This is a genomic window from Shuttleworthella sp. MSX8B, from assembly GCF_000524295.1.
In the GTDB taxonomy this organism is placed as follows: domain Bacteria; phylum Bacillota; class Clostridia; order Lachnospirales; family Lachnospiraceae; genus Shuttleworthia; species Shuttleworthia satelles.
Map to the genome: position 1 here is coordinate 106,204 of NZ_JAQT01000016.1, position 19,421 is coordinate 125,624.

A 19,421-nucleotide genomic window follows, 5' to 3' on the forward strand; every position below is an offset into this window, starting at 1 on the left:
TCATTTTCCTCCGCTTTTCAAGCCATCTGTCTCCACTATTTCCGGCAGCATTTTTATGATAACTGTGCACCCTCCCAAGGCATTGTTTTCAAAGTGTATTCCTCCCTTCTCTCCATAAAAAATATGAAATCTTGCCTTCACATTTTGGATCCCAATATGCCTGCCTGATCTTTCCCTCTGTATGTTCGCATCGAAGGTGCCGTCCGTTTGATTCAATTCCCGAATACACTCCTCACTCATCCCCATACCATCGTCAATAATGTAGATAAAAATGTATCCATCCTTTTGATTCGCCTTAATGGTAATATTCCCCTGGTAGCCGCGATTCTTAAAGCCATGAAACAAGCTGTTTTCCACAAGCGGCTGGAGAATAAAATTCGGAATCTCAACCTTGTTCAAGGATTTTTCAATCTGAAACTCATAATGAAGGCCCTCATAGCGATAGTGCATCAGGTTCAGATATGCCTTGAGTGTCACAAACTCATCCTCGAGAGGAACAAGTGCGCTTTCTGCCCTTGATCCCCGCCGATAAAAGGTAACCAGCTGCATTAACATATTTGCCGTCACCTTATCATGATTTAACGCCGCAGTAATTCGAATGGTCTCCAGCGTATTGTAAAGAAAATGCGGGTTAATCTGGTTCTTAAGATATCGCATCGCCAGGTCCTGCTCAAAAATCTGATTCTGCTGCAATTTGATTTTATGTTCATATTCTGACTTGACGAGATCATCAATGACACACAGCATTGAGTTAATCGCTCTTTTGACCTGCCCCACCTCATCGTTATTCTCAACAATGTAACGTCTTGCCAGATCCTTCCGATGAAACTTCCCCAAATCCACTGACAGCTCTTTTAATTCCCGCAACCGTTTCTTAGTCACATAGGTACTCAGCAAAATTGTTGTTACCATCAATAAGAGCCCTGTCCCGATACTGATCAAAAAAGTTGGCAACAAGTTCCTCGCAATGGAAGAAACCGGCACAAGCAACTCAAATGAGCAGTTACTGAACTCAGACTTCGCCAGTGTGCACATGTATAATGTCCCTTTGCGCTTGACAACAGAAGCGTTCCACAAGCGAAGGCTTCCCTCCTTTCCCTGATCTTCCACTGAAACCTTTGTGCCAATCAAGCCTGCGTCTGATGAGCATATCACCGTTCCGTCATACGAATAATACGTATACAATGCGCCCTGCTCCAGGGTCTCCTCCAGGCTCTGATAAATCACCTCCTGAATATGCGAAACACGCGCATTTAAAACAATGTGTCCGATTTCCTGGTATGGAGAAAAACGATACACAGTCCTTGTCAGATACAGGAAACTCATATGATATATATCATCCCAATTTGAGGACCGATACGCGAAATAGTCTCTTAGATTCCCCACAAAAATATTGCAACCGGATACAGTCCCTTTCTGCTTTCCCACTTCATCCAGTTTTTGGATAAAGCTCTCACCATAGCCCCCAGACCGAATGGATGAAGCAGGATCCTTGTGAAAAATGATTCCATCATTATCTGTAATTGTAATCCCCTGGATATCCCCCCGTATTTCGACCATAGATGTATACAAATGATCAAGATACTTCGTGTCATCGATTTGCTCTCGAATTCCTTCATTTCGATAGGAATGCACGATTCTCTGTGTTCGATCATCTGAAAAGCAGATCAGAGACACCCTTCCCATATCGCGCAAAGTATTATCAAGAAGATTCATGGTACTGTTGGAAAGAACACGCATACTCTCATCACTTTTGTGGAAGAGAAAAATCCCCTCACACACCAGCAAAATCGTAAGCACAGCAATAAAGGCGGCCAAAAAGGTAATCCCATTGGCAATACTCACGCGGGAAGCAATACTGGTTTGATGTCTTTTGCTTTTTTCTTTTCCTTTTTCTTCTCTGAACAATGATATCTGAAGCGGAAAACGCTTCCTCCCATATCAACCGCACAACAAGTTACAATGGCTTATTATTTCCCTCTTGTTCTCTTTTTATCCCTTCACCGCACCGGCTGACAACCCCGATACCAGCTTACGCGAAGCGAATACATAGAAAATGCCAATCGGTACCAGACAGATAACCAATGCCGCATAGAGAACATTACTTGTAAATCCGGGCGATCGCGTCTCCAGGAATCGAAGCGGAATCACTGACAGAGGCTGTATATCATTATCTGTAATAAAGATCATGCCCATCTGAAGCTCATTCCATGCGCTAAGGAAGGTCTGAATCAGGACGAATACCAACCCGGGTCGGGCAATTGGCTGCATCACCAGGCAAAAAATCTGCCAGGTATTTGCCCCATCAATCCGTCCCGCATCCATCAGTTCACTCGGAAGTGTATCATAGTAGTTTTTGAGAATCAGCAGGTTAAAACAACAATTCAAGGCCGCATAAGGAAAGATCAATGCCAGGGGCGTGTTATTAAAATGAAACAGCCGCACAATCTGATATAAGGGGAAAATCAGAGAGGAAGCCGGTATCATCAATCCGGTCAAAAAAACATAGTACAAAATGTTCTTTCCCCGAAAGCGCAGCTTTGAAAAAGAGAAAGCCGCCAACGAGGTACAGAAACCCACAATCAGTAAAGTTCCCCCTACCGTCAGAATGCTCGTCCGCAGATTTTTCCACAAATCAAAAAAGCGAAAAACTCTTACAAAATTTCCGATTCCTCCATTATCAAAAGCTTTACCGATCATCAACACGAGTGGGTATACGAAAAGTAGAAGGAAAAACAGGCACAGGATCTCTGAGATCACTGTATACTTCTTTGAATTTCTCATCCTTGCGCCTCCTTATCCTGTCTGATATAAATCCGCAGTTGGATAAATGTTACAATCAAAGCGATGATCAGCATGACCACTGCAATCGCCGAAGCCATTCCCTGCCGGAAGTGATTGAAGGACTGCGTATACAGATACGTAGAAAAGGTCTCCGTCGCATGCGCCGGGCCTCCGCGCGTTAATACATAGGGAAGGTCAAAACATTTCAATGCCCCAAGAACACCAAGAATAACCAATGTCGAATGGGTCCGCCGAAGCATGGGAAATGTAATATGCAAAAAGCGCTGCACAGAATTAGCCCCATCCAACTCTGCTGATTCGTACAAATCCTGTGGAATCGTCAGCATATTGGCGTAGTACATCAACATACTGTAACCGGTCCATTGCCAGATATTTACAAAAATAATACACAACATTGCTGTCTTACTGCTGGCAAGCCACTGCTGGCACAAAAAATCCATATGAATCGCATGGAGAAATACATTTAAATTTCCTCGATTCGTCTCGAAAATCTTAGAAAACAGATCTCCGACAATCGTTGGCGTCGCAATAACCGGAAGATAGAATAAGATCCTGTAGGCCTTAGAAAATGGGATCTTTCTGATAAAAAAAGAAGCGAAGATGATCCCAAGAAATGCCTGGATCAAGGTCGTAAAAACCGCAATCAGGACGAAGTTAATCATGGACCTCATCATAATCGGGTCATGAAAGAGACGAACATAATTTTGAATGCCGCAAAAGGTTCGATTGACCTCAATCCCATTCCACTCATAGAAACTGATCGCGACGTTATAGACAATAGGATATACAATAAATACAGCAAATAAAATTGCCACCGGCGCGATGAACAGGTATCCCATCCTACTCTCTTTTTTGCTCCTGCTCATAAGATTACCCTTCCAAAAACACATGCCAGATGTAAGAAGAGGGGTGACTACATTTCTGACCTGTAGTCCCCCTCACTCCTTCTGCTCATCCAATTTACAGATTGACAAATTCAGCTCTTAACTACCGGGTTGATTCTGATGTCTGCTGAATTTTCGCCGCCGCTTTTTGGGGTGTTGTATCTCCGAGGGCCAGATTAGTAAGTTCATCTGCAAGCGCCTGCTTCAGATCGACATTACTCATTTCACGATATCCTCCGATGTGATCTGATGCCTGCTTCATAATGAAATTCAGACATTCCTTTCCATTTTCCGATAAACCCTGAACATCCAGCTTCAAGTCTGTTCTGGATGGGCAGTACTGCAGCAGCTGATTGACAAGAATATCCTGTCCCCGATGAAGCATCCAGTCAATCACCCTGTAAGCAGCGTCCGGGTTCTTGGTGTTCTTGTTCATACACAGCGCAACATCCACTGTCTGTTGAACGGGGGCAGCCTTACCATCATTATTCCAATCGATCAGGAAAGCCGTATGGTGAGCCCCCTCTCCATTCCACTCCTTATGTGTCTGCTCATCCGTTTTCAGGAATACCCCGCATTCCCAGGATCCATTCAAGCACATGGAAATCGTTCCCTCTGTTTCAAATGGATTGGTTGTATCCGTGTACATTCCAACACCGGTTGCGCCATCCTGAAAGACTCCGTCAGAAAAGCATTCCTGCCAGATCTGAAAGGCTCGAACGAGATCCGGGTCCTCAAATGAAGTCTTGCCATCTAAAGCTGAATACAGCTTTTCAGAATTGATGTCATTCGCAATATTCATCCAGGTATCAATATTGACCCACGAATCCTTCGCTCCGATTGCAAGAGGATACTCTCCTTTCTCACGAAGGGTCTTACATAACTTCTTTAAGTCCTCCAGTTTCTCATTTTCCGAGACGTTCAAATTATGTTTTTTGAGTATTTTATCATTGGACCAGGCAAAGCCCGCATAGGTAAGCCCAAGGGGAAGAGCATAATAGCCCCCCTTATCTGTTTTCAGCATCGAGAGCGCATAGCTGTTGTACTGATCTGCCCACTTATCACCGTATTGAGCTTGTACATAGGGAGTAAGATCAGCTTCAAAATCTCTGAACGCGCTGTAATTAGCTCCTAATTGCATCCCATACACATCTGCCGCGTCTCCCGCGGCGAGATCAACCTTTAATTTCTCATAATGATCCGAATCCGGTACAAAGCGGTATTCCAGGTCAATATCCGGATTGTCTTTTTTAAACTCCTCAGCAAGATGCGCCCATTCCGATTCTCCCGGATTCCATGTTTGGAAGACTACTTTTGTTTTTTCTCCCTTGCCCGCGGATGAATTATCCGCTTTATTCCCCTTCCCGGAAGAACCGCATCCTGCCAGTAATCCGACTGACAATGCCGCAGTTAAGACATATGCAACAATTTTTCTCCTCATATTATCCCTCCTCTTGTATATGATGTCCCTCTTTCCCTTTGATTTTTCTAGAAAAAATCAATTTTGTTTATAATCTGATGCTATCACACGTTTTTTATCATTAATATGACAATCCTATGGCTCTATGTAGCAATTCTTTAGCTCACGCATACAATATGGGCTGAAAGACACGCAAAGTAACTCCCGAAATTCTGCCACAAAAAGTAACCTCCAATCATTAGAATTTTGCTCTAACAATTGGAGGTTCGTTCAACAGTCGCAATCCTTCTATGGATCTCTTTGCTTCCGACAATATTCCTTACATCTTATTGTCCATCTGGCAGCCAGAACTCTACCGCCTGATCGATCCAGCCCTCTGCAGACAAGCCTTTTGCTGTTCCGACACCATGGGGCACTCCCGGATAAATATGCGCCTCGTAAGCAATCCCCTGAGCCTTTAAGGCTGCTGCTAATTTTTTTGTGTTTTCCGGCGGCACTGCTTCATCCTCTAGTACAACTTCAGTTCCAACACTCTGGAAGATATCTACTGGTATTAACAATCATATCATCAACCAGCACAGAAATATCTTTTTTTGAGATTCCATGTCCACGAACAAGCGGATCTTCAAAAGCTAAAATTCTCAGTCTGAGACTGTGAGGCTGTTTTAGGGCTCGCCTTTCGCACACCGTCTTCTGAAGATCCCTGAAACATCTCTATTCAAGATGTCAACGCTTAAACCAATACCGTAAATTATAGATCATTTATAATTACCCTATCCTGCTGATTGACTCTCTTATTTCAAGCTTACATGGCACTTCTACAATCGCATCCGTTATTTGCCCGTGCAAAACCCCCCCTTTTTTTCTGCTTTTCGAATCCGCTTCCAACATTTCCAGCAAAACTTTAGCTGCTGCACACCCTATATCGTGCAAGGGAAGCTGAACTGTGCTCAAAGACGGTCGATAATATGTCGCAAGCTGCCTGTCATCATAACCGGTTACAGCAATATCTTTTCCTGGTATCAACCCCCGTTCTTCCAGCCGATCGTACACTCCGCCTGCCATCAAATCATTCATACACATGATTGCTGTTGCCCCCTGTTTCAACAGACGCTCAGCCAAAGTATACCCACTTTTCCTCTCCCAATCCCCAATCTGAATCATTTCCAGGTCCATTTCCCCCCCATAATGAAAAAGAGTCTCCTGAAAACCTATAAGTCTGGCCTGCGCATGCATTGAGTCACGTTTTCCTGTTATAAGCCCAATCTTACGATGTCCAGCCTTCAATACATACTCTGTAATTTGTCCCATCCCATTCTTATCGTTCACAACGATTGATGGGATATTTTCTTTTCCTGAATATCCATAAGCCATAACCGCTGGAAGATTCAAATCATCCGGAAATACCTCTATCTGTCTCTCGTGAGCGCAAACATAAATAATTCCATCCACCTGAAGATTCTTCAGTTTCTGTATCTCCTGATGTACTTTCTCAAAATAGAAATTCTCACTGTAATATGTATCGTTATAATTTTTAAACAATCGGAGATTCACCAGGAAAACCTGATATCCAAGTTGATCACAATAATCCGTAATCCCATCAAGCACATCGGGCACAGAGAATATTGTCATATCCTCCACTATGACACCAATACTTGTAGATCTCTTCAGCTTCAAATTCTGGGCAACCACATTGGGAACATAATGCATTTCCTCAATCACCTTGCGGACACGATTTATCGTCTCAGGACTTGCTTTTCCCTTATTATTCATAATATTGGAAACTGTCGCTATTGAGACTCCGCTTTTTTCCGCAATTTCTCTGATTGTAGCCATTGATTATCTCCAAGTTAGTTTCCATTCATAACCTATCATTCGATTTTAAAATTCCCGCTTTAAAATAAAAGCATTAATATACCAATTGTATCTTCAATATCTTATATACGTATAACGTTTAACCAATTATACTATCTGCTTCTATATACGGCAATCCTGATATTTATGGTTACATTTTCCTGCCGTTCACCCCGATTCGAAGCACATTCCATGATGCCGGATGAAGAATCGTATGCAACATGCCATTATCACTTGATAAATCGTCTGAGCGTTTCGGTACAACCTTTTCTTCCACGGAACTATTACAGGCATGAAGATCATCATTCTCCAGAATAATCTGTTCCAGCACATGACAATCCCCAAAGCTTCGAATATCTGCATAAAAATCTATGTTTTTTGTCAACGTCCGATTTACCGCAAAAATAGTCAATTCCCTCTTATCTTCATTAAATACACTGACTGACTCTACATCCGTAACCTCTCCATGCCCACTTGTCTCATGTCTTGTGCCATGAACTGAAGGCATTATCACCACACCTCGACCATATTTTGATGCATGCATAAACGGCCAATAGATCGTTTGTCTCCACGCCCTGCCACCATGTTGTTCTGTCATAATCGGAGCAATAACATTGACAAGTTGAGCGAGACAGGCAATCTTAACGCGATCCGCGTGCTTAAGAAGTGTAATCAGAAGCAAGCCTACGACTAATGCATCCTCAAAATTATAGATATCTTCAAGAAGAGGTGGATGACGTTGCCATGGCTGATCCCGCATGAGCGCTTCATCTTTCTCGTTGGAGTGAAACCACACATTCCACTCATCAAAGCTCAGATCTATGCTCTTTTCCCCCCTCTTCTTTGCCTTTACAAAATCGCATGTAGCAATGACCTTCTTGATGAATTTATCCATGTCATCCGACTGAGCCAGGTAGTCAAGCGTATCCTCGGAACGGTTATCATAATAACTATGCAAAGAAATATAATCAACATAGTCATAAGTATGTTCCAGCGTAACCGCCTCCCATTGTGGGAATGTTGGCATCTCTGAATTGGAACTTCCGCATGAGACCAGTTCAATTGATGGATCAATCAATTTCATCGCTTTCGCTGTCTCCGCCGCAAGACGACCATATTCCTCCATTGTTTTATGCCCTATCTGCCACGGACCATCCATCTCATTGCCAAGACACCAAACCTTGATACCATAAGGATCTCTATCACCATGAGCAATTCTCAGATCTGAATATTCAGTCCCTGACACTTGATTACAATATTCTAGAAGATTACACGCATCCTGGATCCCTCTCGTTCCAAGATTCACTGTCATCATAACAGACGACTTTACCTTCATCGCCCATTTGCTGAATTCATTGATCCCAATCTGGTTAGATTCTGTACTTCTCCACGCCAAATCAAGCCGCTCTGGCCGCTGACTTCGCGGTCCAACAGAATCTTCCCACCTAAATCCAGACACGAAATTTCCACCCGGATACCGAATAATCGGAACTTGCAGATCCTTTACGAAATCAATGACATCCCTTCTGAACCCCATCCCATCTGACAGAGAATTTCCCGGTTGATAAATACCATCATATACTGCCCGCCCGAGATGCTCGATAAATGATCCAAAGATTCTGTCGTCCACTTTAGAGAGTTCATACTCACGATCCAAAACCAGCTTCACATAACCAAGTTCTCTGCTCTCCATCTCTATCCCCCTATTTTACTCAAACATCAGGCTTCTTACCGTTTCCCTCCTTCTCATCAAGAGAAAAAACCGGCTCTCCTTTCTCGTCCCAACGCACCTTCATCAGCATCGTATGCCGATTTGGATTATAGAGCGGATCCCCCTCTATCTCAGGCTTTGTTCTGGCATGATAGACAAGAATGGTATTTCCTCTCTCATCCTCAGTAAAGCAATCATGTCCCGGGCCAAAAATGGAATACTTCGGGCAACTGGCAAGAACCGGTTCTCTGTTCTTCTTCCAACTGCCAGGATCAAGAAGATTTGATTTCTCATCCGCAGACAACATTCCAACACAGTAAGCTGGTCCTGTATCACTGGCTGAATAAGTTAAATAAATTCGGCCTTCATGCTTTAAAACAGATGGGCCTTCATTAACCCAGAAACCATGTCGCTCCCACTCGTAATCTGGCGTGGATAACAGCACCTGACGCGTAGCAAGTCTATCGGGTGCAGCCATTTTCGCAATATATAAATTTGAGATCTGACGCCCAGAGCCGACCTTCTCTGCCCACACCATGTATTGCTTTCCATTATTTTCGAATACTGTTGCGTCTAAAGAAAACTGTGTAAATGAGAATTCATCTTCTTCACATGCCTTCATCGGCCCCAGTTCTTCCCAGGTGTCCTCATATGGATTTTCCCCTCTGCATCTCAATACATATGGACGTATATTCCAGATATCATCTTTGTCCCCGGCTGCATAATAAATGTACCATCCCCCGAACAACTTGTGTAATTCCGGTGCCCAGATATGAATACTCTGCGGTCCACTCGCATGCCTATGCCAGACATATATTTCCTGTGCCCCAGTGAGTCCCTCTAAAGTCCTCGACCGCCGCAGAATAATCCCATCATATGCTGGAACAGATGCTGTGAAATAATAATACCCATCATCTGCCTTCACCACATATGGATCTGCCCGTTGAAAAATAAATGGCTGATTATATGTAAGCATCTTTATTCGCCTCGCTTATCTACTGTCACACGCACCATATTCCAAGAGAAAGGTTCTACTGTTCCCTTTATTATATTTCCCGAAAGAGAAAATTTCCCTGCATTGACGGGCTTGACTGCCCGATGATCAATCTGATTTGTCTGTTTTAAATTTGGATGTGACAACTGAATGTGTTCCAACACCCTGCATAATGGCAATTGCTGACATGATATTTCAACATTCTGCATTTGGTCGGTACGGTTAACCAAAAAACTTATACATTCTCCGGCCTCTTCATTCACCATTAAAACAGCATCTATTACAGATGCCTGACCAAACCGCGACTCATAACAATCGCCATAAACACGCTGTTCCAGTATCCTGCCCCGCCCATATCTTGACATATATAAAAATGGGTAGAAGATTGGCTGTACCCATGATGTTCCCCCCCGCTCCGTCATAATTGCCGCACTGATATTGGTAAGCAATGATTGACATGCGATTTTTACTACATCTGCATGACGCATCATGGACATCAGCATACTGGAGAAAAGCAGCGCATCTTCCATCGTATATATCTGCTCACTGAAGGCTGGTGCAACCTGCCAATCTCTGGAAGAAACACTCTGGGCTACATCGTCACCAGGAATTTCCCATACGCCCCACTCATCAATTGAAATCTTGATATCCTTTCTGCCCCTCTTTTTACTCTTTACTGTCCTGCATATTCCGGCAACCGTTTCAATGTAATTGTCCAGATCCAACGATTGCGCAAGAAAATCTGCGCTGCCATACTCCTGGTTTCCATAATATTGATGAAGCGCAATATAATCGACAAATTCATAAGTATCTTCCAGGACAATACGCTCCCAATCTGTATAAGTATGCATGGAAGTAGAAGAACTTCCGCACGCGATGAGTTCAATCGAATCATCCAGCGCTTTCATTGCATGGGCTGTCTGTGCTGCTAATCTTCCATATTCTTCTGCAGTCTTATGCCCGATTTGCCAGATTCCATCCATCTCATTGCCAAGGCACCACTTTCTTACCCCATAAGGCTTTGGATGTCCATTTTTCGCTCTGAGGTCACTGTAAAAAGTACCGGTCGGCAGATTCATGTATTCCAGCAGGGAAAGCGCATTTTCAACTCCCTTTGTCCCCAGATTCACTGCAAAAATCGGCTCTGCGCCTGTATGTGAAATCCAATGCATGAATTCATCTGTACCAAACTGATTTGTCTCGATGGATTTCCATGCCACTTCTCTTTTTCGTGGCCGCTGATTCCTAGGTCCCACTCCATCCAGCCAATTATAATTTGACACAAAATTACCGCCCGGATAGCGAATAACCGAAACCCCCATTTCGTTAACTTTCTTCAACACATCTGTCCTGAAGCCATCTTGATCCGCCAGTGGATGTTCCGGCTCATATATACCGGAATATACGACTCTTCCCATGTGCTCCACAAAAGATCCAAACAACGCCGGGCTGATCTCGCCTCCACGAAACTCTCCATCTACGATAATCCTTGTTTTACTCATTCCTTTACTCCTGTTGTCGCAATCCCTTCCATAAAGAACTTCTGCCCAAAAACAAATAATATGAGCAATGGTGTGATCGACATTGCCGTAGCTGCCAGTGTCGGTCCATATTTAATAGAATTACTTCCCACCAGCACCGCCAGACCTGCGGATAATGTCCTCATATTAACATCACTGGTAAGCATCATAGGATAGAGGAGATCATTCCAGTTATTCATGAAATGAAAAATCCCCAAACTAATCAGCGCTGGTTTAGATAACGGGATAATGATTTGAGCGTATATTGTCAGATCCCCCATTCCATCAATTCTTGCAGCCTCCTCCAGAGATTTTGGAATTCCCGCAAAAAAAGAAGTCAGCATATAAATTCCATATGCACTTGCTATTCTCGGAAGGATCAATCCGGCAAATGTATTGAGTATATGCAGTTTAAACTCCTCAATATATAGGGGAGTCATAATAACCTGAAATGGCACCATCATCGTCACAAGGATGATGGCAAAAATAACTCTTCTTCCTTTAAATTGAAGTCTGGCAAAAGCATATGCTGCCAATGAATCAATGCATAAACTGATCAATGTCACGCTTCCAGCAAAAACAACCGTATTCAAGAGCATTCTAAGAAACGGTATCGCTTCCAGTACATACTGGTATTGATCCAACACCCATTTGGCTGGGAAAAATGACGGCGGAAAACGAATCACATCTGCATCTGTTTTAAAGGAGGAAACAAAAAGCCAGAATAAAGGTAACAGGGCAATAGCTGCAACCACAATAAGTATGACATATTCAATTGTTCTCAGAATTTCACCCTTAGTCTTCATTTCTCTGACCCCTTCCCCAGGGTATATCTACGCATAACAAACGTGATCACCGCGATAATAAAAAACAGATATACCGAAATGGTAGATGCGTATCCGAGATCGTGATTGGTTTGAAAACCCCTGTCATAAATATAAGCCACCAGCGTCTCCGTGCTATTCTGCGGTCCGCCCTTGGTCATAACATAAATCTGGTCAAATGCCTGCAAAGCAGCGATTAATGTCGTTACAAGGCAAAAACTGATTGTATTTTTAATCTCTGGAATTGTTACATATATGAATTTAGCAAAATTGCCAGCCCCATCCAGTTCTGCGGCTTCATAAAGGGAATTTGGAATATCCAGAGCGGCCGCCGAAAGAAGTGTTAATGTATAACCAAACCCCTTCCAAACAGTAACCATCGCAACAACTACAATGGCCCACTTCGTGTTGTTCAAAAGATCCGGCATCATTACGCCCTGCTTTCTTAGGACAAAGGCAATCATTCCCGAATTCGGATTCAAAAGCATCGACCACACAATACTAATCGCCGTCATGGAACAGACATAGGGAACATAGAACGATGCTCTCAGAAATTTATGTACTCTTGTGTTTCTGATCATTAACATCGTCAGAAACAAAGCTAGAACCATTTGAAGAGGGATTTCAAGAAGTGCGAAAATCATAGAATTTTTTGTTGCATTCCACACTCTCAAATCATGAAACATTTTAAAATAATTACCAAATCCCGCAAATGATATATTCTTCATATAAATATCCATATGCAAAAAACTAATTATAAAAGCAGCAACCAAGGGAACAAACACAAATACTGTCAAAATAATCATGGCTGGTGCAAGAAAGAAATATGCTTTTTTTTGATTCTTATTCTTCATTCTCTTCTTCACTATCTAACACAGAAACCATCTAACATAGATTTAGAAAGAGGAGACCCTCATTTGAAGAAAAGGTCTCCTCTCCTCATACTACTGCTTCAAAATTCCATCAAGAGAATTCGACGCGTCTTTCAATGCATTTCTTACATCCTCGCCTGCCAGCACTTTCTCCATCAGAGGATTCATAACGTCTTTATCAATCTGGCTGCCATACTTATATCCAAGATGCCAGTCACGACCAATGGTTGATGCCTTAGATACCTCTGTAAGAATTTCATTAGACTTTATTTCACTATCATTCATTAAAGAATTAGACCATACCGGAAATCCGTTCTTCATGGACCATTCCTTCAATGTACTGTCATTGAGCCAATACGCCATAAACTTATAAACAGCGTCTCTCGTCTTCTGATCAGCCCCTTTAGGCAACATATATGCACAGCCACCTTCTGCAGAGAAAGCTCCGGAACTTCCAGATGGGATGGCGGCAATTCCATAATTCATACCAAGTCCATTCAGCGCATTGATGTTCCAGGGTCCTGACATGCACATGGCTACCTGTCCTGATTGGAACATGGTGTCTGCTTCTGCCGCCGTGCACTGTGGTGAAACGCCCTCCTTCATCATATTCTGAATCCATTCCAAAGTCTTAATATTTTCATTAGAATTGATCATATTTTTATTCTTATCAACATCTACTACATCTCCTCCATTTCCCCAGAGATACTGCACATAATATCCATAGTCCTTTGGAAGAGCCAAACCGTATACGCCTTTTGCCTTGTCCGTCAACTTTTGAGCATCATCCCTCAATTCCTCAAGAGTCTTTGGCGGATTAGAAATACCAGCCGCTTTAAATAAGTCCTTATTGTAGTATAAATATTGCAGATTATACTGCATCGGAACCCCATACTGCTTATCCCCTACATAGGACTTTGAAATAACATTCGACAGGAAATTATCTTTTTTCAGTCCTGACTTATCCCAGAAATCATTAATCTCTTCCAGACAATCATTTTCTGCGTACTGTTTCAGATATTCAATGCCCATAAGTACAAATGATGGTCCTGTACTTGTTGAAACCGCCGTCGGCAGCTTCGATTGAAGTGTATCATTCGGCATAATATCAACTTCAACCTCGATATTGTCCTTATTTGTCTCATTGTAATCTTTAATGATTTTCTTCAGGATATCGCCGTCAGATCCTGTAAATACTGTCCAGAGCGACAATTTCGTTTTCCCGGATCCATCTGCGGTCTTGGAAGATGCATCAGATGAACTCTTCGCCCCGGAGGAACCACATGCTGTCAGCATTGAAAATGCCATTAGCCCGGCCAGTAAAGCGCTCAAAATTCTTTTCTTCATGTTCAACCTCCTTATTGAATACCCTCTTTTTCAATGGTCCATTCCTGGCATGGATAACCTGTCGTTTCCCATTGATCAATCACTGCGCCATTCTCTTTTGAATTATTCTTTACTTCAAGATATTTCCCCGTTCTAGAATTAACAATTTTAAAAAAGCCTTTATCTGTTGAAACCATCTTCCATTTCTCAGTCAATCCCCCCTTTTGCTGGATTACCGGCGCGCCATCAGCAGACGAATTATCCTTGATTCCAAGTGATCTGAAACTATTCTTGTTTATCACTTATGCTTCAGACACACCACACCACCATAGGTTATCCCTTGTTCCTTATCGAAAGATTGGTTTACTCCAATTGAGAAAACTGTATTCCCACCCGTGTTCATTGCTGCATTCGCCATAATAGCCGGCAAACATAATGTCAAAGCCCCAAACACGAATGCAAATACTATCTTAGTTCGATTACTCATATTCCTCCCTTCCAGTTCTGCTTTTGTTAATCGTTTTTCCTATTTCTTTTTATTTTTTGATAAATCGTTTAACCTTCATTAGAAAATTAAAGCGACCAACTATTAAATATCTGATCGCCTCATAGATTTGATTATATTCTTTATATTTCATATTACAAGTACTGTTTTTGTTATAATAACTCCTTACACATAAAAAAATTGGGCTTATTTTTGTGTGTTTTGCACAATAATGCCTGCCTCACATATCAAAGATAAGCCCTGGTCATAACTGCCCCATGCTTGACACTCTAATCCCCCATAAAGTCTTTCCATGCTTTATTTTTTCGCAAACATCAAATATAGAGACTTCGGGCGTGATTGTCCATATTGCAAAGGGTCATTTCCCGGCTATAATACTGCTTAATACCTATTGCAAAATCGTCCTGCGGAATGCTGTAAGAAACTATCCCCACAATCTAAACAGACAACATGCGGAAGAAAAGCCTCTTGACCACTTTCCGTTGCAGAATGAGGACAGTTCATCATAACAGACCATTCCCCCAGCGCAATTGAACCCTCTAAGACATCTTATTGCCTGTCTTTCCGCCAGAACTCTACCGCCTGATCGATCCAGCCCTCTGCAGACAATCCTTTTGCTGTTCCGACACCATGGGGCACTCCCGAATAAATATGCGCCTCGTAAGCAATCCCCTGAGCCTTTAAGGCTGCTGCTAGCTTTTTTGTGTTCTCCGGCGGCACCACTTCATCCGCATCCCCGCACCAGACAAATGTGCGCGGATAATTCTGGTCGACATTGGCCTGAATACTGTAAGCGAGGGCCTTCTCCTCCGACGCTTTCTTTCCAAGAAGATTTTCCCTGCTTCCGAGGTGCGTCTTCTCCTCTTCCAGGGTAATCACCGGATATACCAGGATGATGGCGGACGGCTTTGGCAGACCATAGTGAGGATAGCCCATTTTCGTCGTTCCAAAGGATGCCGCCAAATGCCCTCCCGCGGATGATCCCCACACAGAGTAGCCCTCCATATCCACCATGTATTCCTCTTTGCGTGATATGATCTCCTGTACAGCCCTCGCCAGATCATCCTGTGGATTGGGGTAAAGAGCCTTATCCCTCACACGATAGTAGACGATAAAGGCAGATATTCCTTTTTGGTTCAGAACTTTCGCAAACGGAACGCCCTCGACGAAACTGCAGACCAGCTGATAGCCCCCGCCGGGACAGATGATTGCGCATTTATGATATTTCCCATCGCGAATCACAAAGCGATCATCTAACACGTATTGATTTTTATGAAAAATATCTCTAACTTTTTGCAGGCGATCAATTTCTATTCTTGTAGCCATTTCCTCTTTCCTTCCTAATATCCCTCGTATCTTCCCCCGTCGACTCTCTTTCCACCAGCTTCGCCTCAAAACGAAGTTCTTTTATGCTTGTTCTTCTTCTCATCCCTCTCGATCAGATCAATCAGCTGATCTGCCGCCCGCGCCCCAATCTCAATCCCTATCAATTCCATGAAAGTCAAAGAACTCTCCAGCCTATCTCCCACCCGATGTCCGGTCATACTCAAGACGCAAATGGCGACTTTCACCGGTTTCTTCAAGTAAGAGATTCCGCCTGTTCTTGATATCATCACTCCAACCGGATTAGATATCCAAGTCACTGATATGTATTCTCATACACCCCTCCCATAGCAGAGAGAGAGTTTTGCAAAGAGATCATGGATGGTAAGCCTGTTGTCGATCCAGTCATATACCCGGATCTCTTTGCCGTTCGGATTCCTGGCATATGTGTCAACCGGGTATATCCATCTTTCACTCGTCATCTGTGGCAGCTGACCAATCCCGGGTTTTTGATCAGCTGCCGGAATGAATCACTCTAACCCCACATCCTTAGGGTCCAGTGTCACACTGCCATCTTCCAGGACAAAGCAGGGAATCCCCGCATAGCCCATTCTCCTGGCCTCATCGAATTCCGGGCACGTATCTCTTAAGTGCAGAAATGCCTTCAAATGCACGACATGAGCTCCGATATCCACCATGCGAAAATCCTCCCTGCCACTGATCTGTTCCTCAACTGCCGCACAATCCGGGCAGCTTGGCATGCCATATACTGTAATCATTTTCTTCTCCTCTCTCTAAGACGGAAAACACTTTCTCGTCATGATCACATGATCTCTTCTCCACGCCAAGTCTCAAATCTTCTCTTACTGATAAACAGAGCATTCAGATATAGGCGATCGGAAGCGCAAGCAGATTCTCCCTCAGATACATCTTCTCAGGAATCAGGCACAGGATCACTCCCATTCCCCGCTTCCTGTCAGGAATCTTGTCCAGAACCGGGTTCGTCGCCCCCATAGATGCCTTTGGATTTGCTGTCATCTTGATTTCGATGGGATAGAGCACACCATTTTCCTCCAGGATCAAATCAATCTCATTTTCCCGCCTGCTGCTCTTGTCTTTACCTCGATAATAAAAGACGCCGAAGCGATAGTCCTTCCCCTCATTACTATATGATTTGAGAATTTCCGAGACGACGAAGGTCTCAAACATATTCCCCGCAACAGCCGAGTTCTTCAGTGCATCTGCCGTCAGCCATCTTGTCAAATAGCAGGCCAGGCCTGTATCTCGGAAATAAATCTTAGGGGAACGGATGGTGCGTGTCAGAGCGCTGGCGCTGTAAGGCTGCAAGAGATAGACGATCCCCGTTCGCTCCAGAACCGAGATCCACTTGCGCACCGTCGGTTCACTGACTCCTATCTCACCGGCGATATTGGAATAATTCAAGAGCTCCCCTGTTCTGGCGGCAACCGCCACGAGAAGCTTGGTGAAGGTAATTCCATCCCCGGAGACCAGTTCATTGATATCCCTCTCCAGATATGTGGACACATAGGAGGAATAATACTCCTGCCAATCCCTGTCAATATCATAGAGCTCCGGATATGCGCCCTTGTGGATGATTTCCCAGAGGTCCGGGGAAAGACAGAGTTCTTTCTCTCTCTCCTTCAGATAATCATCTGTTGGGATAAAATGCCTGTTAAATCCCACCCCATGGATTTCACGCAGAGAGAGTCCTGCCAATTCCGTAATGGAAACTCTGCCCGCCAGGGACTCACTCATTCCTTTCATGAGCTCCAGTCCCTGTGATCCGCTCATAATAAAGAGGCCTCGCTCCTCGGAGGCATCTACCCTCTGCTTAATTTCCTCCAGAATACAGCTCTCTTTTTGTACTTCATCAATAAAAAGCGGGCAGGGATGATTCATAAAGAAAAGCCCCGGCTCCTCCCGCGCCTGAAGGCGGGTCAGGCGGTCGTCAAAGCTCGCCTGCTGATACTGGGGAAACTCATGCCTGATCATCGTTGATTTCCCAACTTGCCTTGCACCTGTGATCAAGGCGCATTTGCTTGTCGCGACCCGCTCCTTTAAGATCGGTGTGATTGCCCTCTTGATGTATGTCATACCAGCTCCTATGTCTAATTTAAATTTTGATTTTAGCATAGTCGATCTGATTTATTTTTTCAACAGAATAATTCGTCTGATTCAAACAATAATTTTGAATCAGACGAATTTAACCAGGTATTTATTCTCACATGATATTAAAAACTGTGCACTCACGCTCTCACAATCCCACGATCTTTCGCTGACTGATCAACAACGCTCCTTCCCCGCCTGAAGGCGGGGAAGGCAGTCGTCAAGGCTCGTCTGCTGATATTGGAGAAACGAGCCCTTTCCCGCAGAGCGCCGTGATTTCTTCAGCCTCCGGCATCATGCGAAGCGCTCCCCGTCTTCTGACAATCAGAGAGGCCGCCGCACAGTGTGCAAGGGGTGTGCATAGGATGTGCAAACGATAACGATGCACGATGCAATCCACTCTGTTGTTTTCTGATTGCTGTTTGTTCGTACATAGAACCATCCAACCCTTAAAAATACATTCGGATAACAGTCTGTGCATTATTCTTGCCGGATCTTCCATCGCTCGGTGTTTTAGCAAAGACTGTTTGATATCTTCCGTCTCCAAAATATGTAATCTTATAGTGTTTTCCCTCTTCTGTAATTTCAAAGCCAAGATCTATCAATGCCTGCCGTAATCTACCAGACATACCATCGTAGTTCTTCAGTAAACGCTTTATCTCCTCAGCTTTTGCAACACTCAATTTTTGATAATCATTCGCCCTTATTATGTCCTTAACAATATCCATTCTTCTCGACTTTTGTGGTATACCTGATAGCGAATCTGAAAGAACAGATAAGATAAGATCTTTTATCTCACCCTGGTAAAATTCATACTCATCGCCCATATACAAAATGGGGACTGAATCAGACGAATCCAACTTTGCCTTCAACCCCTGGTTTTCAAACTGCAAAGCCTCATTTGCTCTTGTTAAATCATTAATCTGTTTTTGAAGACGTGTCATATCCTCATCAAAACCGTCCAGAATCTTATCGGCCTCTGTTCGGGCATCATCAAGTGCCTGTTTTCGGATTCTGCGTCCCTCTTCATCTAATGTATCAAGAAGATGAGTTGCCTCCTGTTCTGCACGCTTTTGTGCCGCCTCCGCCCTGTCTCTTAACAATGCGTTATTGACACCTTGCCAAGTGTAAAGAGTATCTATCTGCTGTATTGTATTTATTACCTTTTCCAATAGGAAGGAGTCATACCCTATTGAACTTCGATAAAGATATCTGCGATGTCCAATAGCCTGATTCATAACTCTAAAGGGATTAAG

Annotated in this window: 16 protein-coding genes and 1 pseudogene; all 17 read right to left on the minus strand. The window is 43.5% G+C overall.

Features of this window, described 5'->3' with window-relative positions:
• Entirely contained in the window at positions 1 to 1,908 is a 1,908-nt protein-coding gene (locus HMPREF1508_RS04715) for a sensor histidine kinase (RefSeq protein WP_044959876.1), read from the minus strand.
• A gap of 84 nt (positions 1,909 to 1,992) precedes the next feature.
• Positions 1,993 to 2,784, minus strand: a complete 792-nt coding sequence (locus HMPREF1508_RS04720) for a carbohydrate ABC transporter permease (protein WP_044959878.1) — start codon at positions 2,782 to 2,784, stop codon at positions 1,993 to 1,995.
• Positions 2,781 to 3,620, minus strand: coding sequence for a carbohydrate ABC transporter permease (locus tag HMPREF1508_RS04725; RefSeq protein ID WP_242834501.1), 840 nt, complete (start codon positions 3,618 to 3,620; stop codon positions 2,781 to 2,783). Before HMPREF1508_RS04725 ends, HMPREF1508_RS04720 begins: the two co-directional genes overlap by 4 nt.
• Positions 3,621 to 3,792: 172 nt before the next feature.
• On the minus strand, positions 3,793 to 5,130 hold the full coding sequence (locus tag HMPREF1508_RS04730; protein ID WP_044959881.1) for an ABC transporter substrate-binding protein: 1,338 nt from the start codon (positions 5,128 to 5,130) through the stop codon (positions 3,793 to 3,795).
• 305 nt (positions 5,131 to 5,435) lie between these two features.
• Positions 5,436 to 5,669 carry a prolyl oligopeptidase family serine peptidase gene (locus tag HMPREF1508_RS10170; RefSeq protein WP_156923184.1) on the minus strand — a complete coding sequence of 78 codons (234 nt, stop codon included), beginning with the start codon at positions 5,667 to 5,669 and terminating at the stop codon, positions 5,436 to 5,438.
• Positions 5,670 to 5,877: 208 nt separating this feature from the next.
• Positions 5,878 to 6,945, minus strand: coding sequence for a LacI family DNA-binding transcriptional regulator (locus HMPREF1508_RS04735; RefSeq protein ID WP_044959884.1), 1,068 nt, complete (start codon positions 6,943 to 6,945; stop codon positions 5,878 to 5,880).
• Positions 6,946 to 7,114: 169 nt separating this feature from the next.
• Complete coding sequence (gene arfA, locus HMPREF1508_RS04740; RefSeq protein WP_044959887.1) at positions 7,115 to 8,656, minus strand: arabinosylfuranosidase ArfA; 1,542 nt, start codon at positions 8,654 to 8,656, stop codon at positions 7,115 to 7,117.
• Positions 8,657 to 8,675: 19 nt separating this feature from the next.
• The gene (locus HMPREF1508_RS04745; RefSeq protein ID WP_044959889.1) at positions 8,676 to 9,650 is read right to left on the minus strand and encodes a glycoside hydrolase family 43 protein; all 975 of its coding nucleotides are present in this window, start codon (positions 9,648 to 9,650) and stop codon (positions 8,676 to 8,678) included.
• A 2-nt stretch (positions 9,651 to 9,652) separates the two neighbouring features.
• On the minus strand, positions 9,653 to 11,170 hold the full coding sequence (gene arfA / locus HMPREF1508_RS04750) for an arabinosylfuranosidase ArfA (RefSeq protein ID WP_044959892.1): 1,518 nt from the start codon (positions 11,168 to 11,170) through the stop codon (positions 9,653 to 9,655).
• Positions 11,167 to 11,994 carry a carbohydrate ABC transporter permease gene (locus HMPREF1508_RS04755; RefSeq protein ID WP_044959895.1) on the minus strand — a complete coding sequence of 276 codons (828 nt, stop codon included), beginning with the start codon at positions 11,992 to 11,994 and terminating at the stop codon, positions 11,167 to 11,169. The genes arfA (HMPREF1508_RS04750) and HMPREF1508_RS04755 overlap by 4 nt, the downstream gene beginning before the upstream one ends.
• The gene (locus tag HMPREF1508_RS04760) at positions 11,991 to 12,866 is read right to left on the minus strand and encodes a carbohydrate ABC transporter permease (protein ID WP_044959898.1); all 876 of its coding nucleotides are present in this window, start codon (positions 12,864 to 12,866) and stop codon (positions 11,991 to 11,993) included. Before HMPREF1508_RS04760 ends, HMPREF1508_RS04755 begins: the two co-directional genes overlap by 4 nt.
• Before the next feature lie 90 nt (positions 12,867 to 12,956).
• Positions 12,957 to 14,231: an ABC transporter substrate-binding protein gene (locus HMPREF1508_RS04765; RefSeq protein ID WP_044959901.1), complete on the minus strand. Its 1,275-nt coding sequence runs from the start codon at positions 14,229 to 14,231 to the stop codon at positions 12,957 to 12,959.
• A gap of 11 nt (positions 14,232 to 14,242) precedes the next feature.
• Positions 14,243 to 14,512 carry an RICIN domain-containing protein gene (locus HMPREF1508_RS04770; RefSeq protein WP_049906892.1) on the minus strand — a complete coding sequence of 90 codons (270 nt, stop codon included), beginning with the start codon at positions 14,510 to 14,512 and terminating at the stop codon, positions 14,243 to 14,245.
• A 752-nt stretch (positions 14,513 to 15,264) separates the two neighbouring features.
• Positions 15,265 to 16,041 (minus strand): alpha/beta hydrolase, encoded by a 777-nt coding sequence (locus HMPREF1508_RS04780; protein ID WP_049906893.1) that lies wholly within the window; start codon positions 16,039 to 16,041, stop codon positions 15,265 to 15,267.
• Between the two features lie 527 nt (positions 16,042 to 16,568).
• Positions 16,569 to 16,817: a glutaredoxin gene (locus tag HMPREF1508_RS04785; protein ID WP_044959907.1), complete on the minus strand. Its 249-nt coding sequence runs from the start codon at positions 16,815 to 16,817 to the stop codon at positions 16,569 to 16,571.
• 103 nt (positions 16,818 to 16,920) lie between these two features.
• The gene (locus HMPREF1508_RS04790) at positions 16,921 to 18,153 is read right to left on the minus strand and encodes an ATP-binding protein (protein ID WP_044959910.1); all 1,233 of its coding nucleotides are present in this window, start codon (positions 18,151 to 18,153) and stop codon (positions 16,921 to 16,923) included.
• A 461-nt stretch (positions 18,154 to 18,614) separates the two neighbouring features.
• Positions 18,615 to 19,421, minus strand: a pseudogene (locus HMPREF1508_RS10360) (hypothetical protein); the annotation flags it as partial.